Annotated in this window: 19 protein-coding genes; 5 read left to right on the top strand and 14 right to left on the bottom strand. The window is 65.4% G+C overall.

Annotation, left to right across the window (positions count from 1 at the left end; genetic code table 11):
- From VGF12_RS03930 to VGF12_RS03905, 6 genes are all read right to left on the bottom strand, one after another.
- On the bottom strand, positions 1-1,784 hold a 1,784-nt coding region (locus tag VGF12_RS03930), incomplete at its 3' end, for a hypothetical protein (protein WP_331174739.1).
- A gap of 59 nt (positions 1,785-1,843) precedes the next feature.
- Positions 1,844-4,051, bottom strand: a complete 2,208-nt coding sequence (pilQ, locus tag VGF12_RS03925) for a type IV pilus secretin PilQ (RefSeq protein ID WP_331174738.1) — start codon at positions 4,049-4,051, stop codon at positions 1,844-1,846.
- Positions 4,048-4,572, bottom strand: coding sequence for a pilus assembly protein PilP (locus VGF12_RS03920; protein WP_331174737.1), 525 nt, complete (start codon positions 4,570-4,572; stop codon positions 4,048-4,050). The genes pilQ and VGF12_RS03920 overlap by 4 nt, the downstream gene beginning before the upstream one ends.
- Positions 4,569-5,258, bottom strand: coding sequence for a type 4a pilus biogenesis protein PilO (locus VGF12_RS03915; RefSeq protein WP_331174736.1), 690 nt, complete (start codon positions 5,256-5,258; stop codon positions 4,569-4,571). The genes VGF12_RS03920 and VGF12_RS03915 overlap by 4 nt, the downstream gene beginning before the upstream one ends.
- A gap of 6 nt (positions 5,259-5,264) precedes the next feature.
- Entirely contained in the window at positions 5,265-5,867 is a 603-nt protein-coding gene (locus VGF12_RS03910; protein WP_331174735.1) for a PilN domain-containing protein, read from the bottom strand.
- Positions 5,864-6,943 (bottom strand): pilus assembly protein PilM, encoded by a 1,080-nt coding sequence (locus VGF12_RS03905; RefSeq protein WP_331174734.1) that lies wholly within the window; start codon positions 6,941-6,943, stop codon positions 5,864-5,866. Before VGF12_RS03905 ends, VGF12_RS03910 begins: the two co-directional genes overlap by 4 nt.
- Before the next feature lie 285 nt (positions 6,944-7,228).
- Here VGF12_RS03905 and VGF12_RS03900 point away from each other — a divergent pair, with 285 nt between their 5' ends.
- Positions 7,229-9,622: a penicillin-binding protein 1A gene (locus VGF12_RS03900; protein WP_331174733.1), complete on the top strand. Its 2,394-nt coding sequence runs from the start codon at positions 7,229-7,231 to the stop codon at positions 9,620-9,622.
- A 4-nt stretch (positions 9,623-9,626) separates the two neighbouring features.
- On the opposite strand, the gene cyaY is transcribed toward VGF12_RS03900, so the two are convergent.
- Positions 9,627-9,959 carry an iron donor protein CyaY gene (gene cyaY / locus VGF12_RS03895; protein WP_331174732.1) on the bottom strand — a complete coding sequence of 111 codons (333 nt, stop codon included), beginning with the start codon at positions 9,957-9,959 and terminating at the stop codon, positions 9,627-9,629.
- Between the two features lie 11 nt (positions 9,960-9,970).
- Here cyaY and lptM point away from each other — a divergent pair, with 11 nt between their 5' ends.
- Positions 9,971-10,120: an LPS translocon maturation chaperone LptM gene (gene lptM / locus VGF12_RS26195; protein ID WP_349257463.1), complete on the top strand. Its 150-nt coding sequence runs from the start codon at positions 9,971-9,973 to the stop codon at positions 10,118-10,120.
- On the opposite strand, the gene VGF12_RS03890 is transcribed toward lptM, so the two are convergent.
- The 6 genes from VGF12_RS03890 to VGF12_RS03865 all read right to left on the bottom strand — a co-directional run bounded on the left by VGF12_RS03890 (position 10,121) and on the right by VGF12_RS03865 (position 16,558).
- Complete coding sequence (locus VGF12_RS03890) at positions 10,121-11,119, bottom strand: oligopeptide/dipeptide ABC transporter ATP-binding protein (protein ID WP_331174731.1); 999 nt, start codon at positions 11,117-11,119, stop codon at positions 10,121-10,123.
- Complete coding sequence (locus tag VGF12_RS03885) at positions 11,119-12,096, bottom strand: ABC transporter ATP-binding protein (RefSeq protein ID WP_331174730.1); 978 nt, start codon at positions 12,094-12,096, stop codon at positions 11,119-11,121. The genes VGF12_RS03890 and VGF12_RS03885 overlap by 1 nt, the downstream gene beginning before the upstream one ends.
- Entirely contained in the window at positions 12,093-13,037 is a 945-nt protein-coding gene (locus tag VGF12_RS03880; protein WP_331174729.1) for an ABC transporter permease, read from the bottom strand. Before VGF12_RS03880 ends, VGF12_RS03885 begins: the two co-directional genes overlap by 4 nt.
- Before the next feature lie 2 nt (positions 13,038-13,039).
- Positions 13,040-14,017, bottom strand: a complete 978-nt coding sequence (locus tag VGF12_RS03875) for an ABC transporter permease (RefSeq protein WP_331174728.1) — start codon at positions 14,015-14,017, stop codon at positions 13,040-13,042.
- A 168-nt stretch (positions 14,018-14,185) separates the two neighbouring features.
- Positions 14,186-15,259 carry a porin gene (locus VGF12_RS03870; RefSeq protein WP_331174727.1) on the bottom strand — a complete coding sequence of 358 codons (1,074 nt, stop codon included), beginning with the start codon at positions 15,257-15,259 and terminating at the stop codon, positions 14,186-14,188.
- Positions 15,260-15,520: 261 nt separating this feature from the next.
- Positions 15,521-16,558, bottom strand: coding sequence for a porin (locus VGF12_RS03865; RefSeq protein WP_331174726.1), 1,038 nt, complete (start codon positions 16,556-16,558; stop codon positions 15,521-15,523).
- Between the two features lie 196 nt (positions 16,559-16,754).
- Between VGF12_RS03865 and coq7 the strand changes: the two genes are divergently transcribed.
- Positions 16,755-17,417, top strand: a complete 663-nt coding sequence (gene coq7, locus VGF12_RS03860) for a 2-polyprenyl-3-methyl-6-methoxy-1,4-benzoquinone monooxygenase (protein ID WP_331174725.1) — start codon at positions 16,755-16,757, stop codon at positions 17,415-17,417.
- On the opposite strand, the gene VGF12_RS03855 is transcribed toward coq7, so the two are convergent.
- A complete protein-coding gene (locus VGF12_RS03855) occupies positions 17,418-17,849 on the bottom strand; it encodes an OsmC family protein (RefSeq protein ID WP_331174724.1) in 432 nt (143 codons plus the stop codon).
- Between the two features lie 305 nt (positions 17,850-18,154).
- Between VGF12_RS03855 and ilvA the strand changes: the two genes are divergently transcribed.
- Both ilvA and VGF12_RS03845 read left to right on the top strand, forming a co-directional pair.
- Entirely contained in the window at positions 18,155-19,675 is a 1,521-nt protein-coding gene (ilvA, locus tag VGF12_RS03850; RefSeq protein ID WP_331174740.1) for a threonine ammonia-lyase, biosynthetic, read from the top strand.
- 32 nt (positions 19,676-19,707) lie between these two features.
- Entirely contained in the window at positions 19,708-20,781 is a 1,074-nt protein-coding gene (locus VGF12_RS03845) for a nicotinate-nucleotide--dimethylbenzimidazole phosphoribosyltransferase (RefSeq protein WP_331174723.1), read from the top strand.
- Positions 20,782-20,903 lie beyond the last annotated feature (122 nt).

Below are 20,903 nucleotides of genomic sequence, written 5' to 3'. Positions count from 1 at the left end.
AGCTGTTTGTTGCCGTTGGTGTCCTCGCCGGTGTCAATGACGCCATTGCGGTTCAAGTCTTCGTTGACGCAGGTGGCAGCCAAGAAACCGCTGGGCGGCGCCGAACCGGACGTTGCGCCGCGCTCCCAAACCTTGGTCACGTCATTCCAGCCATAACCGCCCTTGCCGTAGCCGCCCAGGTCGACGGAAGGCGTGATCTGCACGTCGGCCTTCGGGTTGCCCGCCGAGTCGACGACGAGCACGGCGAACTTCTTCACGTAGGTCAGGCCGGAGGCGCCGTTCGTGATCGTGTTGTCCGTACCGATGGAGATAGAGACCGGATTGGACACAATGGTCAGCGTGGTGGTCAGCAGGTTGGCCGCCGGGCAGTTCGCCACGGTCTCGCCGCTCGTGAAATCACTGGTCTTCCAGCAGGCCCGCACCGTGACACCATTCGTCGGGCTGCTGACGGCGCCGGGCTTGTAGGTGGTCGAGGCCGTGCCCGAAGCATCGGACAGCACCGAATTGGCGCCGGCGCCCGTACTGCCGGTGCCGTTGTCACCGATCGCATCAAACAGCACGCGGACGTTGTTGATGGGCGCATTGGCGCCGTCACGGAAGATGGCGTAGACAGAGACCTGATTGCTTGAGGTGGCGGTATTGACCGACACCACGTTCGCCGACAGGTTCAGGGTCTTGGACACCGGGGCCGTGGCATTGGGCACCGTCGTCGAGCCACCTGCGATGGTCACGTTCACCGTGGATTCCACCCCACCAGCCTTGGCGTTGATCTGCAGGTTGCCCCCCGGCGTATTGGGTGCCGTGTAGGTGAAGAGATAGCCGCCGTTCACATCGGTCAACCCCGACTGGCCGGCAAGACCGTTGGTGCCCGTCACGCTGACGGGAATGCCGCGCATCGGATTGCCGTTCACGTCCGACAAGGTGTACAGCACCTTGTTGCCCGCCGCACCGGCTGTCACCACGGAAGGCACGGGACTGGCCTGCGTGAACTGGCTGCCGGTGACCTGGAAGGCCGCCGTGCTGGTCAGCGCACCACTCGTCGCCGTCACCGTCACCGTGCGGTTGGAATGGTCCGCCCCGATGTTGACGGTGCCCGTCACCTGGCCGTTGGCACCCGTCTGGTTCGAAGACGCGATGACAAACGAACTGGGCGTGGCGGCCGCGAGAGGAGGCCCGTCGGTCACCGACAACTGGATCGGAATGCCGGACAGCGCATTCTGATTCCCGTCGATGGCCGTGACCGCGGCGACCACTTCCTTGCTGCCCGAGTTGTCGATGCTGAATGCGCTCAGGCTCAGCGTCAGGCGAGCCGCCTGAGGATTGCTCGGCGACGAGTTCTGGACGATGTTGAACGTCACGGACTGCGAGATTGCCCCGGACTTCACCGTCAGCGTCACCGGACGCACCGTCGAATCGCTCCCCTGGGTCAGGGTGGCGGTCAGCATGCCGGTCTTGCTGTCGGTGGCAGTGCCGGCTGGCGTCACGACGGCGCCGGCGTTCGCGGTGAAGGTGACTGGCACGCCGCCGACGACAGCGCGGTTCGCGTCAACGGACGTGACCGTGGCCGTGATCGAATCAGTGCCGGAATTTGTCATCGTGGTCTTGCTCAGCACGACAACAAGATCTGTGGCAGTCCCGGACGGGCTGGAGGCGCCGCTGCCCGGGCCAATGACAGGCGAGCCCGCATTGCCGCCACCGCCGCCACAGGCCGCAAGCGCCGCAACGAGCGCACCACCGAGGAGTGCCCGCACAGCGCGCCAACTCCAGACATCAAACTTCGTCATCTCAGTTCGCTCCCATGTGCCGTGAATACTGGGACGGCACATCGTCAATAAAGGAATGTTCAGCGCACCGTCACCCGCTCGTTGACGACCTTGGGCGTCAGGAAGATCAGGAGTTCGGTCTTGGAGGTCGTGCGGGTCTTGTTCTTGAACAGGTTGCCCAGCACTGGCACGTCGCCCAGCAGCGGCACCTTGTTCACCGTCTCGCCCTCGTCCTGGGTGTAGATGCCGCCGATGACGACAGTGCCGCCGTTCTCGACGAGCACCTGCGTTTGTGCATGCTTCGTGTTGATCGCGTAGCCCTGAGGCGTCAGCGTGCCGCGGCTGTCCTTGTTGACGTCCACGTTCAGAATGACGCTGCCCTCGGGGGTGATCTGGGGCGTGACCTCGAGCTTGAGGTTGGCCTTGCGGAAGGCGATGGACGTCGCGCCGCTGGCCGTGGCCACCTGATAGGGCAACTCTTCGCCCTGCTCGATGATGGCCTTGACCTGGTCGGCCGTGATGATGCGCGGGCTCGAAACGATCTTGCCCTTGCCATCGGATTCGAGGGCCGACAGTTCCAGATTCAGGAATCGATTGGCCGTGGCGCTGAACAACGACACCGCAAAGGTCTGGGCCACCGCGCCTGCAAAGCTGTCCGAGGACACGTTGGCGCCGAGGTTGACGAAGTTCGAGTTGTTGTAGGCGCCGGGATTCGTACTATTCAGCGGCACCGTCGACCCGGGTTGGCTGGTCTGGTAGGTGACGCCGTTGTAGTTGTTGCCGAAGGTCACGTAGTTGCCGCCGCCCACGCTGTAGCCGGGGATGCCCCCCTGCTGTCCGCGCAGGTCGTTGGCGCCCAGCTTGACGCCCAGGGCCCGGCCAAAGCGATCGTTGGCCTCGACGATGCGCGCCTCGATCAGCACCTGGCGCACCGGGATGTCGATCTTGGCGATCATGGCCTGGATTTCCTCGAGCTTGCTCGGGATGTCCGACACGAAGAGCTGGTTGGTGCGCGGCTCGAAGATGACACTGCCGCGGGTCGACAGGATGCGGGTCCCCGACCCCTGACCACTCCCGCCGCCGCCACTGCTGCCGGAGCCTCCGATGGACTGGCCCGTCAGCCCCTTGGCGATGTCCTCGGACTTGACGTAGTTCAGCTGGAAGGACTGGTTGCGCAGCGGCTCGAGCTGGGCAATGGCGGCCTTGGATTCGAGATCGAGCTTTTCCTTGGCTGCCAGCTCATCCTTCGGCGCAATCCAGAGCACGTTGCCGGATTTCTTCAGGCCCAGTCCCTTGGCCTGCATGATGATGTCCAGCGCCTGGTCCCAGGGCACGTCCTTCAGGCGCAACGTCACGTTGCCGGTCACGGTGTCACTGGTGACGACGTTGAAGTTCGTGAAGTCGGCAATGACCTGCAGCAGCGCACGGACTTCGATGTTCTGGAAGTTCAGGGACAGCTTGTCGCCGGCATAGCCCGGGCCTTGGGTCAACTTGTTCGGGTCGACCTTCTGGGGCCTGACCTCCAGCACGAACTGGTTGTCGCTCTGGTAGGCGCTGTGCTCCCAGTTGCCCTTGGGTTCGACGACCATCCGCACGCGGTCACCCGACTGCGTCGTGGTGACCATCTGCACCGGCGTGCCGAAGTCGACCACATCGATCCGGCGGCGCAGGTTCTCGGGCAGGCTGGAGCGCAGGAACTCGACGACGAGGTTCTGGCCCTGCTGCTGGATGTCGACGCCGACCTGATTGCTGGGCAGATTGACGATCACGCGGCCGGCGCCGTCGGCACCGCGGCGGAAGTCGATGTCTCGCAGCGCCTGCGGCGCCGCGTTGAGGCTCTGCGCGAAATGCACCGGTTCGCCGGCGGGCTGCGCCTGCACCGGCGCCGCTTCCAGGACGACGACCAGGGCATTGCCTTCCAGCTTGGCGTGGTAGCCGGACGCGTTGCGCAGGTTCAACACGACACGCGAGCGGTCGCCCGCCTGCGCGATGCTCGCCGAGCGCAGATTGCCCTGGTTGATGTCGACCAGGTTGCGCCCGATGCCATTGACGACACCAGGCAGGTCGATGGCGATGCGCGGTGGCGCCTGGATGGTGAAGCCCGTCGGCAAGGCCGATAGCGCGTCGCTCAGTTCAATGCGAACGACCTCGACCCCGGCCTGCTGGCTGGAGTTGATCGCGCGTATCTGCGTCTGCGCCCATGCTGCAGGCGAAGCCAGCAGCGCGAGTGCGAATCCCAGCAACCAGCCACGGCCCATCGACTTGCTCTCCTGCGTTGTCCTGTTCATCGTCCCTTCTCCTGTAGCTGGAGGGTACTGGTGCGCTCGATCCACTCGCCCGCAGCGTCCTGGACGACTTCTCGCAACGTGATCTCGGTCTCGCTGATCTTGGTGATGCGGCCGAAGTTCTGGCCGAGATAGTCCCCGGCCTTGACTTGATACAACAGGTTGTCCACACGCAACAGTGCATAGCGCCTGTTGTCGCGCGTCAGGCTGCCGACCATGGACATGATGTCCAGCGGATAGGCCTCCAGCGGCTCCTTGCGACGGCTGATCTCGGCCGTCAGCAGCGAATTGGGCTGGGCCGCTTCCTGCTTGATGGCGACGCTGAGCTTTTGGGGACTGAATGGGTCCACGCCCGCGCCGGATTCATAGGGCTGGGGGAGGAACTTCTTCGGCGGCAGCAAGGGAGGCACGGTGGCCTTGACCTCCTTGCGCTGCTGCTCCATCCACTGGCGCAGCTCGTCAATGTCGCTACCGCAGCCGGCGAGCAGCAACACGCCCGAGAGCGGGATCAGCAGGCGCTTCATTTCTTTTTGCCTCCGGCCTTGGCGGCAGCCTTGCGCTGCTCAGCCACCTCAGCGGAATCGAGGTAGCGATAGGTCCTCGCGGTCGCTTCCATGGTGAGGGGGCCGTTCGCATCGCGCGCACCCGCGGGCGCAACGACGATGAGGTTGTGCAACGTGACGATGCGCGAGAGGTTGGACACGTCGGCCGCGAAGGCGCCAATGTCGTGATAGCGGCCCGACACCTTCACGGCGATCGGCAGCTCTGCGTAGTAGTCCTTGATCAGCACCTGTCCCGGGCGGAACAGCTCGAACTGCAGCCCCCGTCCGACGCCGGCACTGCTGATGTCCGACAGAAGCGAGTCGATCTCGGCCTTGCCGGGCAGTTGCTTCTCGAGCTGGGTCACATATTCCTCGACCTGGCTCTTCTGCTTGCGCAGCTCGGGCAGGTTGACAGCCTGCGCCAGCTTGGTCTGGTAGTCCTGGCGCAGTTGAGGCTCGCGGCCGCGTTCAGCATCGAGGCTGGCCTCGACGTCCGACAACAGGAACGCATAGCTCACGCCGATGACGATCAGCATCACGGCGAAGGCAGCCGCCAGCTTGGGCGCCAGCGGCCACTGGCCTGGCTCCTTGGGGTTGAGCCCCTGGAACTGGCCCGAGAACTCGGTGAACCAGGCGTTCAGGTCGATCTTGGATGGGGAGGTGGCCATGGTCGGTCAGCTCTTCTTTGGCGCGGAAGCACCCTGGGCGGCGTCACTTGGCGACGCCTTGATCGACACCTTCATGGAGAAGTCGAGCAGCCGACGAGCGTCCCGCGTATTGGCGGACACGTTGGCCAGCTTGACTTCGACGAGGTCGGGCTTGTCCAGCCATTCCGAGCTGCGCGAGACGTTGCGCAGAAACTCCGACACTCGCTCATTCGTCTGCGCGATGCCGCTGACCGTGACGACCTTGCTGTCCTGGCGAATGGCCGTCAGGTAGACGCCTTCGGGCGCCAAACGAGCCAGATCGTTCAGCAAGTGCACGGGCGTGTTGCGATCGGTCTGCAAATCCTCGACGGCGCGCTGGCGCGACTTGAGCGACTCGATTTCGGTCTTCAGCTCGGCGATGTCCTTGATCTGCGCTTCCAGCCGGGAGATCTCGTTCTGGATGTACTGGTTGCGCGCCTGCTGCTCCGTCGTGAGGAACTGCAACAGCAGGTAAATGGCGACGACGACGGCGGCCCCCACCAGGGCGGCCGCGCCCAGCCCGGCGAAGAAGGCCGCCTTGCGCCGTTTGCGCCGCTCTTCGCGGTAGGGCAGCAGGTTGATCAGGATCACTGGAAGAACCTCCGCATCGCGAGGCCGCAGGCGGTCAGATAGGACGGCGCCTCGCGGCGCAGCTTGGACTCGCGCACCGCAGGTCCCATCGCCATGTCTTCGAAGGGGTTGACCACCATGCAGGCAAAGCCGGTCAGGTCGGTGACACGCTCCTTCAGGCCCGGCAACGTTGCGGTGCCACCGGCCAGCATCACGTAGTGCACCTTATGGTGCGGCGTGCTCGTGAAGAAGTACTGCAGCGCACGGCCGATTTCCTGCGACAGGCTGTCGACGAAGGGGTTCAGGACGCTGGTCTCGTAGTCCTCGGGGAGTTCGTTGGTGAGCTTCTTCTGCTCGGCCTCCTCGAAGGAGAACCCGTACTGACGCGAAATGAGCTGCGTCAGCTGCGAGCCGCCAAAGGACTGGTCCCGGTCGTAGAGCAGTTCATCGTCGCGCAACACCTTGAGACTGGTCGTATCGGCGCCGATCTCAAAAAGGGCCACCAACGCGTCCTTGCCCTCGCTGGGCAGCGCGGCGATCAGCCGACCCATGGCCATGCGCGAGGCATGGGACTCGATATCCAGCACCACGGGGCGCAGGCCCGCGGCCTCGGCCAGCCCCTGGCGGTCCTGCACGCGATCCTTGCGAGACGCGGCGATCAGCACTTCGACGTCCCCGACCGAGGTCGGGCTGGGACCGATGACGCAGAAGTCCAGGCTGACCTCATCCAGCGAGAACGGGATGTACTGGTTGGCTTCGGCTTCGACCTGCAACTCGAGCTCTTCCTCGCGCAGGCCGGCCGGCAGCATGATCTTCTTGGTAATGACAGCCGACTGGGGCATCGCCAGGGCGGCGTCGCGGGTCCTGCTGCCGCTGCGCGCGACCACGCGGCGCACGGCATCGGCGACCTCATCGAACTTCTCGATCTGGCCGTCGGCAATCCAGCCCTTTTCAAAGGGCTCGCTGGCGAAACGCTCGAGCACGAATTCGCCGCTCTTGGTCTGACTCAGCTCCACCAGCTTGACGCTGGAAGAACTGATATCCAGGCCAATCAGCGCAGGGTGCTTGCGACCCAAAAGTGCGTCAAGTATTCCCATGCCCTTTGTTTCCCGACACGCGAGTTACGTATCGGACTATTAATAAGTTACTTGAATGCTAGCAGCAAAGCCGTTGACGGCGAACGAAAAAACGGCCCGAGCTGGTAACGCCACGTTGCTAAACATACACGAATCAACGAACTTGCAAGCTCCTGAAAAACACATGGGATGCGGTCGTTTGACACACCATTTGGCACCTCGCTTCGTATACGGATGCTGTCGGGCGGTGTTTCCTATAATCCATCGCCTCGTCCCCACGCGTCCCTGGACGCGCACTGCCGGCTCATGAATGACAAGCCCCGATCCGCTGCATCCAGTCCTTCGCCCGCCGGCAAAACGCCTCCTTCCGATCGCTCCTCGCGCCTGAGCCCACGCCTCGGCCGCTGGGCGCTGTGGGGCCTGGGCCTCGTCAGCGGCGGCGTCGCGGCCGTCCTGCTGCTGGTGGCGCTTGCCCTGTCGCTGGCCTACCCCAACCTGCCCGACATCAGCGGACTGACCGACTACCGTCCCAAGCTGCCCATGCGGGTCCTGTCCAGCGATGGCCAGTTGCTGGGCGAGTTCGGCGAGGAACGTCGCAACTACCTGCCCATCCAGCAGATCCCCAAGGTGATGCAGGAGGCCGTACTGGCCATCGAGGACGCGCGCTTCTATCAGCATGGCGGGGTGGACTACCTGGGCATCATCCGCGCCGGCCTGGCCAACGTCGGCGAGTCGCGCAGCCAGGGCGCATCGACGATCACGATGCAGGTTGCGCGCAACTTCTACCTGTCCACGGAGAAGACCTTCACCCGCAAGATCTACGAGATCCTGTTGGCGCTGAAGATCGAGTCGGCGCTGTCCAAGGAGAAGATCCTCGAGATCTACATGAACCAGATCTTCCTGGGCCACCGCGCACACGGCTTCGCCGCGGCCAGCGAGATCTACTTCGGCAAGACGCTGGACAAGATCAGCGTCGCCGAGGCGGCCATGCTGGCAGGTCTGCCCAAGGCGCCGTCGGCCTACAACCCCATCAACAACCCCAAGCGCGCCACGCAGCGCCAGCAGTACATCATCGAGCGCATGTACGAGACGGGTTACATCACCGAGGAGCAGCGCGACGCAGCCAAGGTGGAGAAGCTGCGCATCCGGCCGGTGGTGGAGTCGGCCTCGCATGCCGAGTTCGTCGCCGAAGCAGCGCGCCAGCTGATCTTCAGCCAGTACGGCGACGAGGCCTATTCGCGCGGCCTGAACGTCTATCTCACGCTCAACAGCGCCGAGCAGAACAGTGCCTACCGCGCACTGCGCCGCGGCATCCTGGACTACGAGAAGCGCCAGGTCTACCGCGGCCCCGAGGCCTACGCCGATCTGCCCCGGGACACCAAGGAACTGGACTCGCGCATCGCTGAAGCCCTGAGCGATCATCCCGCCAACGACGAACTGCTCGCCGCGGTCGTGCTGGAAGCCGATCCGAAGAAGGTCTCGGCCGTGCTGCAAAGCGGGGAAGCCATCACCGTCACCAGCGATGGACTCAGGCCGGCCACTTCAGGCCTTTCCGACAAGGGCAATCCCAAGACCCGCATCCGCCGCGGCGCTGTCATCCGCGTCGTCAAGGGGCCCAAGCAGAAGGATGGCGGCGAGTGGACCATCACGCAGCTGCCCGAGGTCGAGGGCGCATTCGTGTCACTCGACCCCAAGACCGGCCAGGTGCATGCCATGGTGGGCGGCTTCGACTATGCCAAGAACAAGTTCAACCATGTGACTCAGGCGTGGCGGCAGCCGGGCTCCAGCTTCAAGCCTTTCATCTACTCGGCCGCGCTGGAGAAGGGCTTCACGCCAGCCACCGTCGTCAACGATGCGCCGCTGTTCTTCGACGCCGGCACCACGGGCAGCCAGCCCTGGGAGCCCAAGAACTACGACGGCAAGTTCGAAGGCCCCATGCCGTTGCGCACCGCGCTGGCCAAGTCCAAGAACATGGTCTCCATCCGCGTGCTGCACTCCATTGGCGTGCGCTACGCACAGGACTGGCTCACGCGCTTCGGCTTCGAGGCCGAGAAGCACCCGGCCTATTTGACGATGGCGCTGGGCGCGGGCTCCGTGACGCCCATGCAAATGGCGCAGGGCTTTGCCGTGTTCGCCAACGGCGGCTATCGCGTCAGCCCGCAGCTGATCTCCAGGATCACCGACAACAAGGGCCGGCTGCTCTATGAGGCGCTGCCCGTCACGCTCACCGACGACGCCCGCGCCATCGAGCCGCGCAATGCCTTCCTGATGAGCAGCCTGCTGCAGGAGGTCACGCGCAGCGGCACCGCAGCGCGCGCGCAAGCGACCCTGAAGCGCCCCGACATCTACGGCAAGACGGGCACAACCAACGACTCCATGGACGCCTGGTTCGCCGGCTACCAGAAGGATCTCGTCGCCGTCGTCTGGATCGGCTACGACCAGCCGCGCAAGCTCGGCGACCGCGAGACCGGCGGCGGCCTGAGCCTGCCTGTCTGGATCGAATACATGGGCTTTGCGCTCAAGGGCAAGCCCGTCGACGAGATCACCCCGCCGGAGGGTGTCGTGAACGTCAACGGCGAGTGGTTCTACGAGGAATACACCGCAGGCAACAGCGTGCGCGAGCTGTCGAATGAGCCCAACGTGCCGGCCACCAGCAGCGAGGACGAGAAGAAGTCCATCCTGGACCTCTTCAAACGCTAGCGACTCAGGCGCTGAACGTCAGCGCCCGGCCGGACTGCTCGCTCGCGCTGCGCGACAGGCGGTCGCAGAACTCCTGGCCTTCACGGTCCAGCCATCGGGCCCCGTCCCACTTGAAGTGGTAGCCCCCCGAACGCGCCGCGAGCCAGATCTCCTGCAGCGGCGGCTGGGTGTTGATGACGATCTTGGACCCGCCCGGCATGCTGAGCTCCAGCAGACCGCCGGTTCGGTGGCTGTCGATGTCGACCACGTCCTCGTCCAGCCAGGCATCTACCTGTGCCTCGATGCGTGCGAGCAGCGCGTGGGCCTTGGCGTGGTATTCGACGTCGGACAGGGACATAAACTGGACGGATGAAGAAGACTGCCGCCAGTGTAGGTGGGTGCATCGCCACCCTGCTGATCACCCTTACCGCGCTCGCGGGTTGTGGGCAGAAGGGCCCCCTGAGCCTGCCCAAGCCGGCGAGTGCGGCTTCAGCACCCGCCTCGGCGCCGTCGCGCTGATCAGCCCGCCCTGCCCTCTTCCACGGCGTGGCAAGCCACGCGCACACCCTGGATCTCCAGCAGCGCCGGTCGCTCGGCCTTGCAGCGCGCATTGGCCAGCGGGCAGCGCGGGTGGAAGCTGCAGCCACTGGGGGGCTGCAGCGGGTTGGGCACCTCGCCCTGCACCGGCGTGCGGGCGCGGCCCGTCATGTGGATGTCGGGGATCGCATCCAGCAGCATGCGCGTGTAGGGGTGACGCGGCCGCGCGAACAGCTCGGCCTTGTCGGCCACCTCGACGAGGCGGCCGAGGTACATGACACCGACCTGGTCGGCCACATGGCGCACGACGGCTAGGTTGTGCGAGATGAAGAGGTAGGTCAGGCCGCGCTCGCGCTGCAGGTCCTTCATGATGTTGAGGACCTGGGCTTGCACTGACACGTCCAGCGCCGAGGTGGGCTCGTCGCAGACGAGGAACTCGGGCTGGGTCGCCAGTGCTCGGGCGATGGAGATGCGCTGGCGCTGGCCGCCGGAGAACTGGTGCGGGAACTTCTCGGCGTCGGCCGGGGTCAGCCCGACCGAGCTGAGCAGCTCGCCCACGCGCTTCTTCGCGTCGTCGTCACCCTTCACGAGGCCATGCTCGCGCAGCGGCTCGGCCACGATGTCCAGCACCTTCCAGCGAGGGTTCAACGACGCATAGGGATCCTGGAAGATCATCTGCATGCGCCGACGCAGCTTGAGCGCGTTCGCACCGGCCAGCGTCTCGGCGATGTCCTTGCCGTCGAAATGCACCACGCCACGCGTCGCGCCATATAGGCCCACGAGCAGACGCGCGACCGTGCTCTTGCCACAGCCGCTCTCGCCGACAAGGGCCAGCGTCCTCCCACGCTCTATGCCGAAGGAGACGCCGTCGACGGCGTGCACGAAGGCTTTGGGCTTGCGCTCGACGATGCGGTTCAGCCAGGGCGGCGACACGTCGAAGATTTTGGCGAGGTCGCGGACCTCGACGAGGGGGGCGCTCATCACCGGATCTCCACGTCAACGGGCCGCCAGCAGGCTGCGCTCGTCGCGCCAACCTGAGCAAGCTCGGGTCGCTCGGCACGGCAGCGTTCGACGACCCGCGGGCAGCGCGGGTTGAAGGCACAGCCGGGCGGGATGGCGTTCAGGCGCGGCATCGCGCCGTCGATCTGCAGCAGGCGCTCGCGGTCTTCGTCCATGGCGGGGATGGAACCCATCAAGCCCACCGTATAGGGATGGGCCGGCCGGTGGATGACGTCGGCGACCGGGCCGATCTCGGCAATGCGGCCGGCATACATGACCGCCACACGGTCGCAGGTCTCGGCGATGACGCCCATGTCGTGCGTGACCAGCATGACGGCCGCCCCCTGTTCACGGCAGACCTTCTTCAGCAGCGCAATGATCTGCGCCTGGATGGACACGTCCAGCGCGGTCGTCGGCTCGTCGGCCACGATGAGCTTCGGGTTGGCCGCGAGCGCCAGCGCGATGACGACACGTTGACGCATGCCGCCGGAGAACTGGTGCGGGAAGTGGTCCACGCGCGCCTGCGGCGCCGGGATCCCGGTGGAGGCCAGCAGCTCGATGGCACGGGCTCGGGCCTGCGAGGCCGTCAGGTCGAGATGGGTCGTGATCGTCTCGACGAGCTGGCGGCCCACCGTGTAGAGCGGGTTCAGCGATGTCAGCGGATCCTGAAAGACGGCGCCGATCTCGCGGCCACGGATGCGGCGCAACGCCTCGTAGGGCAGATTGTCGATACGGCGCCCGGCCAGCCGGATCTCGCCGGAGGCAATGCGACCGGGCGGGTCCAGCAGTCCGATGATGGCAGCACCGGTCAGCGACTTGCCAGCACCGGATTCGCCGACGACGCCGAGGATCTCGCCCGGTGCGATGGCGAAGGAAATGTCGTCCAGCGCCAGCAGCGTGCCGTGGCGGGTCGGAAACTCCACCCGCAGGTGGCTGACTTCAAGCAACGGGGCGGTCATCGCAGTCGGGGGTTGAGCGCATCGCGCAGCCAGTCGCCCAGCAGGTTCACGCTGAGCGTGATGAGGATCAGCGTCAGGCTGGGCCAGGCGGTGATCCACCATTCGCCCGAGAACAGGTAGTCGTTGCCATTGCGGATCAGCGTGCCCAACGACGGGCTGGTGGCGGGCACGCCGACACCCAGGAAGGACAGCGTCGCCTCCGTGATGATGGCTGACGCGATCTGGATGGTGGCCAGCACCAGCACGGGGCCCAATACGTTAGGCAGCACATGGCGGCGCATGATGCGAAATCCGCTGACACCGATGACGCGGGCCGCCTGCACATATTCCTTGTTGCGCTCCACCAGCGTGGAGCCGCGCACGGTGCGCGCGTACTGCACCCAGCCCGTCAGCGCGATGGCCAGCACGAGGACGACGAAGGCCAGCATGTCGGGCGCGTGCGGGAACAGGCTTCGGCCGACCCCGCTGATCATCAGCGCGACGAGGATGGACGGGAAGGACAGCATCACGTCGCAGATGCGCATGATGAAGGCGTCCGTGCGGCCGCCGACGAAGCCGGCCAGCAGGCCCAGGCTGACGCCGATCAGGATGGACAGCAACACTGAGGCAATGCCGACCAGCAGCGAGATGCGCGCGCCGTACATCAGCGCTGACAGGATGTCGCGCCCCTGCCCGTCCGTGCCCAGCCAGTACTTGGGCTCGCCGCCGTCGACCCAGGACGGCGGCTTGAGCGAATCCATCAGCTCCAGCGTCGCCAGGTCGAAGGGGTTGTGCGGCGCGACGACTTCCGCGAACAGCGCGCACACGAAACAGACCAGCGCGATGAGGGCGGCCAGCATCGCGACCGGCGAGCTGCGGAAGGAATGCCAGACGTCGCCGTCAAAGAAGCGCCGCAGCGCAGAGGCCGGCGCGGTGGGGTGGGAAGGGGCGTCAACGGCCATGATCAATGGGCCTTGCCTTCGACGCGCAGGCGCGGGTCGACGGCGAAATAGAGCAGATCGACGCCGAGGTTGATGACGACGAAGATCAACGAGATCAGGCAGAGGTAGGCCGCCATCACAGGGATGTCGGCGAACTGCACGGCCTGGATGAAGAGCAGGCCCATGCCGGGCCATTGAAAGACCTGCTCGGTGATGATGGCAAAGGCGATCAGCGACCCCAGTTGCAACCCGGTGATGGTGATGACGGGCACCAGCGTGTTCTTCAGTGCATGGCCGAAATAGACACTCCGGTCCGTCAGGCCGCGTGCACGCGCGAAGCGGATGTAATCGGTGCGCAGCACCTCCAGCATCTCGGCGCGCACGAGACGCATGATCAGCGTCAGCTGGAAGGCCGACAGCGTGAAGGCCGGCAGGATGAGGTGCAGCAGACCGTCACGCGTCAGCAGGCCCGAGGTCCAGGAACCGAAGGCGACAACCTCGCCGCGACCGAAGCTAGGCAGCCATTTGAGCTCGACGGCGAAGACCCAGATCAGCACGATGCCGACGACGAAGTTGGGCAGGCTGACACCGAACAGCGTGCCCGTCATCAGCAGTTGGGCACTCGCCTTACCGCGCCTCAGCGCCGCGTAGACCCCCAGCGGTATGCCCAGGCCCAGGGCGATCAGCCCCGCCACCAGGGCCAGCTCCAGCGTCGCCGGGAAGCGCTCGGCAATCAGGGCGGACACCTTGCGCCCCTGTCTCAGGCTGATGCCGAACTCGCCCTGGACCGCATTCGCGACGAAGCGCGCGAACTGCACCGCGAAGGGTTGGTCCAGTCCCAGGTCCTTGCGCAGCGCGATGCGCTGTTCCTCGGTCGCATCCTGGCCCAGCAGGTTGTTGACCGGGTCGCCGACATACTGGAACAGCATGAAGGCGATGAAGGCCACCGACAGCATGACGATCAAGGCCTGGACCAAGCGGCGAAAAATGAAAACCAGCATGAAAACTCTGAAGCGGGCGCACTGTCGCGCCGGGCGAAGGCGGGATCATGGCGAAGCCTCGGCCCACGGGCCTCCCGTGAAAGCCCTAGCCGGACACCAAAAGAAACGGGCCGCTTTCGCGGCCCGTCTCATTCATCACCCGCGGAGCGTCAAGCTCCGCGCGGCACATCAGAAGCGGTGACGCACACCCACCATGGTGCCGCCGCGCTTGGTGGCGCCGTTGGAGAAGGCGACCGCACCCTTGTGCTTGGTGTAGTCGGCTTCCAGGTAGGCATCGGTACGCTTGGAGAATGCGTAGTCGGCCACGAAGGCGAAGTAGTCGCCCTTGCTCTTGGTATTGGCCAGCGCAGGCGTGTAATGCGTCTGCTGAGCATGCCAGTACTGGCCGCCCAGGTTCAGCTGCGGGGTCAGCTGGTAGGTGAAGCCGGCCATGATCATGTCGCGCTTCTTGACGTCATTGGCTGCGGCATTCAGCACGGGCAGGCCGTTGTAGCCCTTGATCAGGGCACCCGTGAAGGCGCCGCCGAGCTGGCCACCCGCGTCGAACTTGTTCTGGCCCCACGACAGGTTCACATACAGCGGACCGCTGGTGTAGGAGCCGCCGATGGTCGTTGCCTTGACCTTCTTGCCGAGCAGGTCCGTCACCTGCAGGTAGGCGCCGCCGAAGCCGAAGGTGCCGTCGTTGTAGCGCAGCAGGCCGCCGATGGACTTGTCAGCCGGCGACGTGCCCTCACCCGCCGACACCTGGATTTCACCGTAGATGTTGCCGGCCTGAGCAAGGTACTTGACCATGTTGCTCTGACGCGCGCCGGCCGACAGGCCGATCTCCGGCTTGAACTGCTCGATGTAGGGCGAGTAGCGGAAGGATGCGTAGGTCGACGTATAGAGGTCGAACAGCACGTTGTACTGGCGACCCAGACGGACCTGGCCGAACTCGTTGGACTGCACGCCCACCCAGGCCTGACGCCAGAAATCGGTGGCTGCTGCGCTACCGTTGTCCGAATTCAGACGGTGCTCCATGTTCGCCAGGGCCTTGAGACCACCGCCCATGTCCTCGGTGACATTGATACCCAGACGGCTCTCGGACATGCCACCGGGGACCAGTTGCTTCTGGGCACCGTTGTTGTTGGTCGTGTAGCGCACTGCGGCGTCGAGGATGCCGTACAGAGTCACGCTGGACTGTGCCCAGGCGGCAGAGGTGCTGGCGGCCAGTACGGCAACGGCCAAGGTGGCTTTTTTCATCAAGGTTGTCTCCTGCGAAGAATGGTCAACCGTTTGATTCTCAGCGATGCGCTCTGCCATAACGCGAGGTCTGTTGTTGATTGCCCACAGCGAAATCCCCTGTCCCCCGCGGGACAAACCACCGGATCGGCAAGGGCGCGCCGTGTAGAAACTTCCCCTACCCCCGCTTCCGAAGGCCTGCCTCACGCTGCCACCCGGAAATGAAAAAGCCGCCCGAGGGCGGCTTGGCTGAGTCGGCAGCGGCCCGAGGGCCGCGCTTGATCAGAAGCTGTGCTTGATACCGACGTCGAAACCGCTGGACTTCTGGCCACCTGCAGTCGCGGCGGGGGCGCCAGCGACGAGGAACTTGGCAGCGCCCTTGTTGTCGATCTGCGAGAAGGTCGTGTACAGCGCGGTGCGCTTCGACAGGTTGTAGGCGTAGCCGATCGCGAGCAGCTTGGCATCACCGATCGGGGTGTAGCCGGTAACGGCAGTCTCGGCGGTGCCGTTGGCCTTGGCATCCGTGTACGCGGCCATGAGTTGACCCTGGCCCAGAGGAGCCGTGACGGAAGCCGTCCAGATCTTCTGTTCGCGGCCCATGTACTTGGTCTGCGTGTACGACAGCGAGGGGCGAGCCACGCCGAAGTCGTAAGCGCCGCCGACGGACGTCAGCTTGAACTTGTTGTTGTCAGCAGCGTTGGAGGTGCTGGCATACGTGCCCGACACATGCAGCGGGCCGTTCTTGTAGCCCAGACGGACCGACTGACCCTTGTTGGTACCCGTGCCTTCGCCGGCCGAGATGTCAACGCCGCCATAGAAGCCGCCAAGGCCGCCCGGCAGGGAGTAGGACGCCAGGTTGTCAGCGCGGCCGAAGGACGTGCCGTTGCCGCTGCCCAGGTTGCTGTAGACAGCGCCAACGCTGCCCAGGCCCGTGAAGGTGAAGGGATCGAAGTCTTCCAGGTGCAGACGCGAAGCGGTCTTGTTGCGGCCCAGGCGCACTTCACCGAAATCGCCGGTCAGGCTGACGGTGGCACGACGGCCCCAGAAAGCGCCGCCGTTGGCAGCAACACCGTTGTCGACGCCGACTTCGGACTCCAGCCAGAAGCCAGCCTTCAGGCCGCCCCCGAGGTCTTCCGTGCCACGCACGCCGATACGGCTGGTGTTCAGGCCGCTGGAATCAAGCTTCTTTTGCTTGAGGCTGCCGGTCTTGACGTACTTCATGTCAGCGTCGAGGACGCCGAAGAGGGTGACCGAAGATTGCGCGACGGCGGCGCCGCCGGTCAGACCGAGGACGGCCAGGGCAATCAAAGCTTTCTTCATTCGATACTCCAAGTTATTCATCCAAGTCGCCGCTCGCACGAGGCTCGGCGGCTCACCTCCAGTGAGGAAGTCCACGTATTCCACCAGAGCTCGGGGTCGTCCGGGAATTCACGGATATGAAATTGTGCGTTCCCGTTGCTGGGTCGCAACGTCACACTCAATTCATGTCCCGTTCATCGAAACATTGCTTAACTGAATGCAACCCGAAACAAGCAATTCCTACCGCCGCAAGTTCAATTTAAGCGACCGGCTGATCAGCGCCCTCGATGCCGGGCTCCGCACGGTTTTCACCCCGACACGGGCCACCCGGCCCTCCCCGTCTGCGTCCGTCCCCCAAGCCGAGTTGAGCGTGGAGGAAAAACAGCAAGCAGCTGCGCTGATGCGTGTCAACCATGTCGGCGAAATCTGCGCCCAGGCGCTGTACGAGTCCCAGGCCTTGTTCAGCCGCAGCGAGTCGCTGCGCAAGCACTTCGAACAGGCCGCTCAAGAAGAACTGGACCACCTCGCCTGGACGGCCGACCGCCTCACCGAACTGGGCAGCCACACCAGCCATCTCGCCCCCGCCTGGTGGATGGGCGCCTTCGCGTGGGGCAGCCTGGCCGGCCTGGCCGGTGACAAATGGAGCCTGGGCTTTGTGGTGGAGACGGAACGCCAGGTCGAGGCCCATCTGGCCTCCCACCTGCAACGCCTGCCCGAGGCGGATGCCGCGTCCCGCGCCATCGTCGACCAGATGCGGCGCGAGGAAGCCGAGCACGCGGATGCCGCCGCCGCCGCCGGGGCGCGGCCACTGCCAGCGCCCATTCCCGAGCTGATGCGCACGGCGGCCAAGGTCATGACGACCGTGGCGCACCGCATCTGATCAGGCTTCGGCGATCTCGAACGAGGTGCTGATGGCCGAGGTCTTGGCCAGCATGGCCGTGGCCGAGCAGTATTTTTCGTGGGACAGCGCGACCGCCCGCTCGACAATTTCCGGCTTGAGCGCGGTGCCGGTCACCACGAAATGGAAGTGGATGGCCGTGAACACCTTGGGATCGCTGGTCGCACGCTCGGCCTTCAGGACGACCTTGCAGCCGCGCACGTCATGGCGCCCGCGTTTGAGGATGAGCACGACGTCATAGGCCGTGCAGCCGCCGGTACCGGCCAAGACCGTCTCCATGGGCCTCGGCGCCAGATTGCGGCCGCCCCCATCGGGCGCACCATCCATGGACAACACATGGCCGCTGCCCGTCTCGGCCACGAAGCTCATGCCACTCGGGCCCTCTGGGCCCAGCCAACTGACGGTGCATTCCATGGTCATCTAGAGTCAAAGCTCCAATTCGTTCACGAAAAATATTGCAGCGCAGCATAACTCGGCGCTAAACTGCCACCCAAGCGAAAACGTTTTCGCACCGATTGTCTCCTCCACCGCCTCCATGGTGGATTCAACCCGAGCTTGAAAGAGCTCGGGTTTTTTTTCGCCGAAGGCAGGCTACGGCATGCCATAAGGGGTCTCCCCTATCATGCGGCGCTGCAACAAGACTGCATGGAGATCCGATGAGCGCCCCCTCGCGCCGCCGCCGCCCGTCCGCCTCGGAGGCGACGCCCCGGGTGCCTGCGATGCTGCCGCCCGGCAGCAGCTACCTGCAACGCATTCTGAACGCCCGGGTCTACGAAGTCGCCCGGGAGACCACGCTCAGCGCAGCGCCCAAGCTGTCCAAACGCCTGGCCAACAAGGTCTGGCTCAAGCGAGAGGACGAGCAGGACGTCTTTAGCTTCAAGCTGCGCGGTGCCTACAACAAGATGGCCCACCTCTCGGCCGAGCAGCGCGCCGCCGGCGTCATCTGCGCCTCGGCGGGCAACCACGCCCAGGGGGTGGCACTGTCGGCGAAAAAGCTCGGCTGCCGCGCCGTCATCGTGATGCCGGTGACCACACCCCAGGTCAAGGTCGACGCCGTCAGGGCGCTGGGCGGTGAGGTGGTGCTCTTCGGCGAGAGCTTCACGGATGCTTACGGGCACGCCAAGGAACTGGAACTCGACCAGCACCTCACCTTCGTCCATCCCTTCGACGACCCTGACGTCATCGCCGGCCAGGGCACCATCGCGATGGAGATGTTGCGCCAGCACCCCGGCCCCATCGACGCCATCTTCGTCGCGATCGGCGGCGGGGGCCTGATCTCCGGCATTGCCGCCTACGTGAAGGCCCTGCGGCCGGAGATCAAGGTCATTGGCGTACAGACGACCGACTCCGACGCGATGCTGCGCTCGGTCAGGGCTGGCAAGCGTGTGACGCTCAACGACGTCGGACTGTTCGCCGACGGCACGGCCGTGAAGCTGGTCGGTGAGGAAACCTTCCGCATTGCCCGCGAGCTGGTGGATGACTTCATCGTCGTTGACACCGACGCCGTCTGCGCGGCCATCAAGGACGTCTTCGAGGACACGCGCTCCATCCTTGAGCCCTCGGGCGCCATGAGCGTCGCCGCCGTCAAGCAGTACGTGGCCCGCACGGGCGCCAAGGGCGAGACCCTGATGGCCATCACCTGCGGCGCCAACATGAACTTCGACCGCCTGCGATTCGTCGCCGAGCGCGCCGAGGTCGGTGAGCAGCGCGAAGCCCTGTTCGCGGTCACCATCCCGGAGGCACGCGGCAGCTTCAAGCGCTTCTGCGAGCTGCTCGGGCCGCGCAGCGTCACCGAGTTCAACTACCGCATCGCCGATGCCAAGGTCGCCCACATCTTCGTAGGCATCGCCATCTCCAAGCCCGACGAGGCCGCCCGGCTGGCCCGCACCTTCACCAAGGCCGGCTTCGATACGCTGGACCTGACCGACAACGAGATGGCAAAGCAGCACATCCGCCACATGGTGGGTGGGCGCAGCGAGCTGGCGCGCCACGAGCGGCTCTACCGTTTCGTCTTCCCGGAACGGCCCGGCGCGCTGATGCGCTTTCTGTCCAGCATGCACCCGGACTGGAACATCAGCCTCTTCCACTATCGCAACCAGGGCGCGGACTACGGCCGCATCCTCGTCGGCATCCAGGTGCCCCGGGGCGACGCCGGTGCCCTGCGCGAGTTCCTCGACAGCCTGAACTATCCGTTCGAGGATGAAACCACCAATCCGGTCTACCGCTTGTTCTTGGGTTGAGTTGAAATGCGGGGTCTGACAACGCCTGCACCATGACCGTCGCCCAACAGTCGCTGATCTCCCCCACCGCCAACCCGGAGCTGGAAAAGGCCCTGCGCGACCGCGTCGACCGCCGCTCCGCGATTGCTGGCGGGCTCGGCGAACTGGAACCCCTGGCCGTGCGCCTCGGTCTCGTGCAAAACAGCCTGACCCCGCGTTTCCGCGATCCGGTGATCGGTTTGTTCGCAGCGGACCACGGCATCGTCGTCGACGGCGTCGGCGCCCAGTGGGGCCGCCCGACCCGGGATCTGGTGCAGATGGCCCTGCACGCCCAGTTGCCCGTCTCCGTGTTCTCGCGGCTGCAAGGCCTGCACCTGACTGTTGTCGACTGCGGCGTCGCCGAGAACTTGCCGCCACATGCCCGGCTGTTGGCCCGCAAGGTCTCCCATGGCACCCGCAACGCGCGCACCGCCCACGCGATGAGCCTGGACCAGGCTCACGCCGGCGTGCGCGTCGGCATGGAAATCGCCGACAACCTGCCCGGCAACGTGCTGGCCTGCGCGGCGATGGGTCAGGGCTCGCCGGAGTGCGCTGCCCTGGTACTGGCCCGGCTGTCCGACCAGCCGGTGCGCGATTTCGTCGTCTCCGGCCCCACCATGCGCCAGGATGACCTCGTCCATCTGCTCGACGTCCTGCACGGCGCCCTGGCTCGCCACCGCGACGCCAAGGAACCGATGGACGTGCTCGCCGCCTTCGGCGGCCATGAGATCGCCGTCATGGTTGGCGCCATGCTGGTGGCGGCCAGCAAACGCAGCCTCATCATCGTCGACGGCATCGCCGCCTGCGCGGCCCTCAAGCTCGCCTCGCTGATTTGCGCCCCGGTCACCGACTACGCCGTGTTTTGCCGCAGTCATGTGCATCGCGGACTGGACGAGGCCCTGGCGCTCTTCCATGCGTCAGCCCTGCTGGAACTGGGCATGGACAGTGCCGACGGCACCGGCGCGGCCCTGGCCTGGCCCATGATCCGAGCGGCGGCCGCGCTGCTGACCGATCTGCATGAAGTGGCCGAAGCCCGCGTCGCAGCGCGACCCGACTTCGGCGTCAACCTGCCGACGCTGGGCGCCTGACGCGCCTCAGCGCTGCTGTTCCTCGTTCCGGACCGGTGCCGAGGCCGACATGGGGGGCGGCGCACCATAGACCGCGGGCATCGCGGCCGGCGGCGGCGGCGCGGCGCGCCGCGGCAGCCCCG

It is taken from the genome of Roseateles sp. (genome assembly GCF_036404855.1).
Taxonomy (GTDB): Bacteria; Pseudomonadota; Gammaproteobacteria; order Burkholderiales; family Burkholderiaceae_C; genus Pelomonas.
This window is presented reverse-complemented; position numbering and strand designations above follow the sequence as displayed.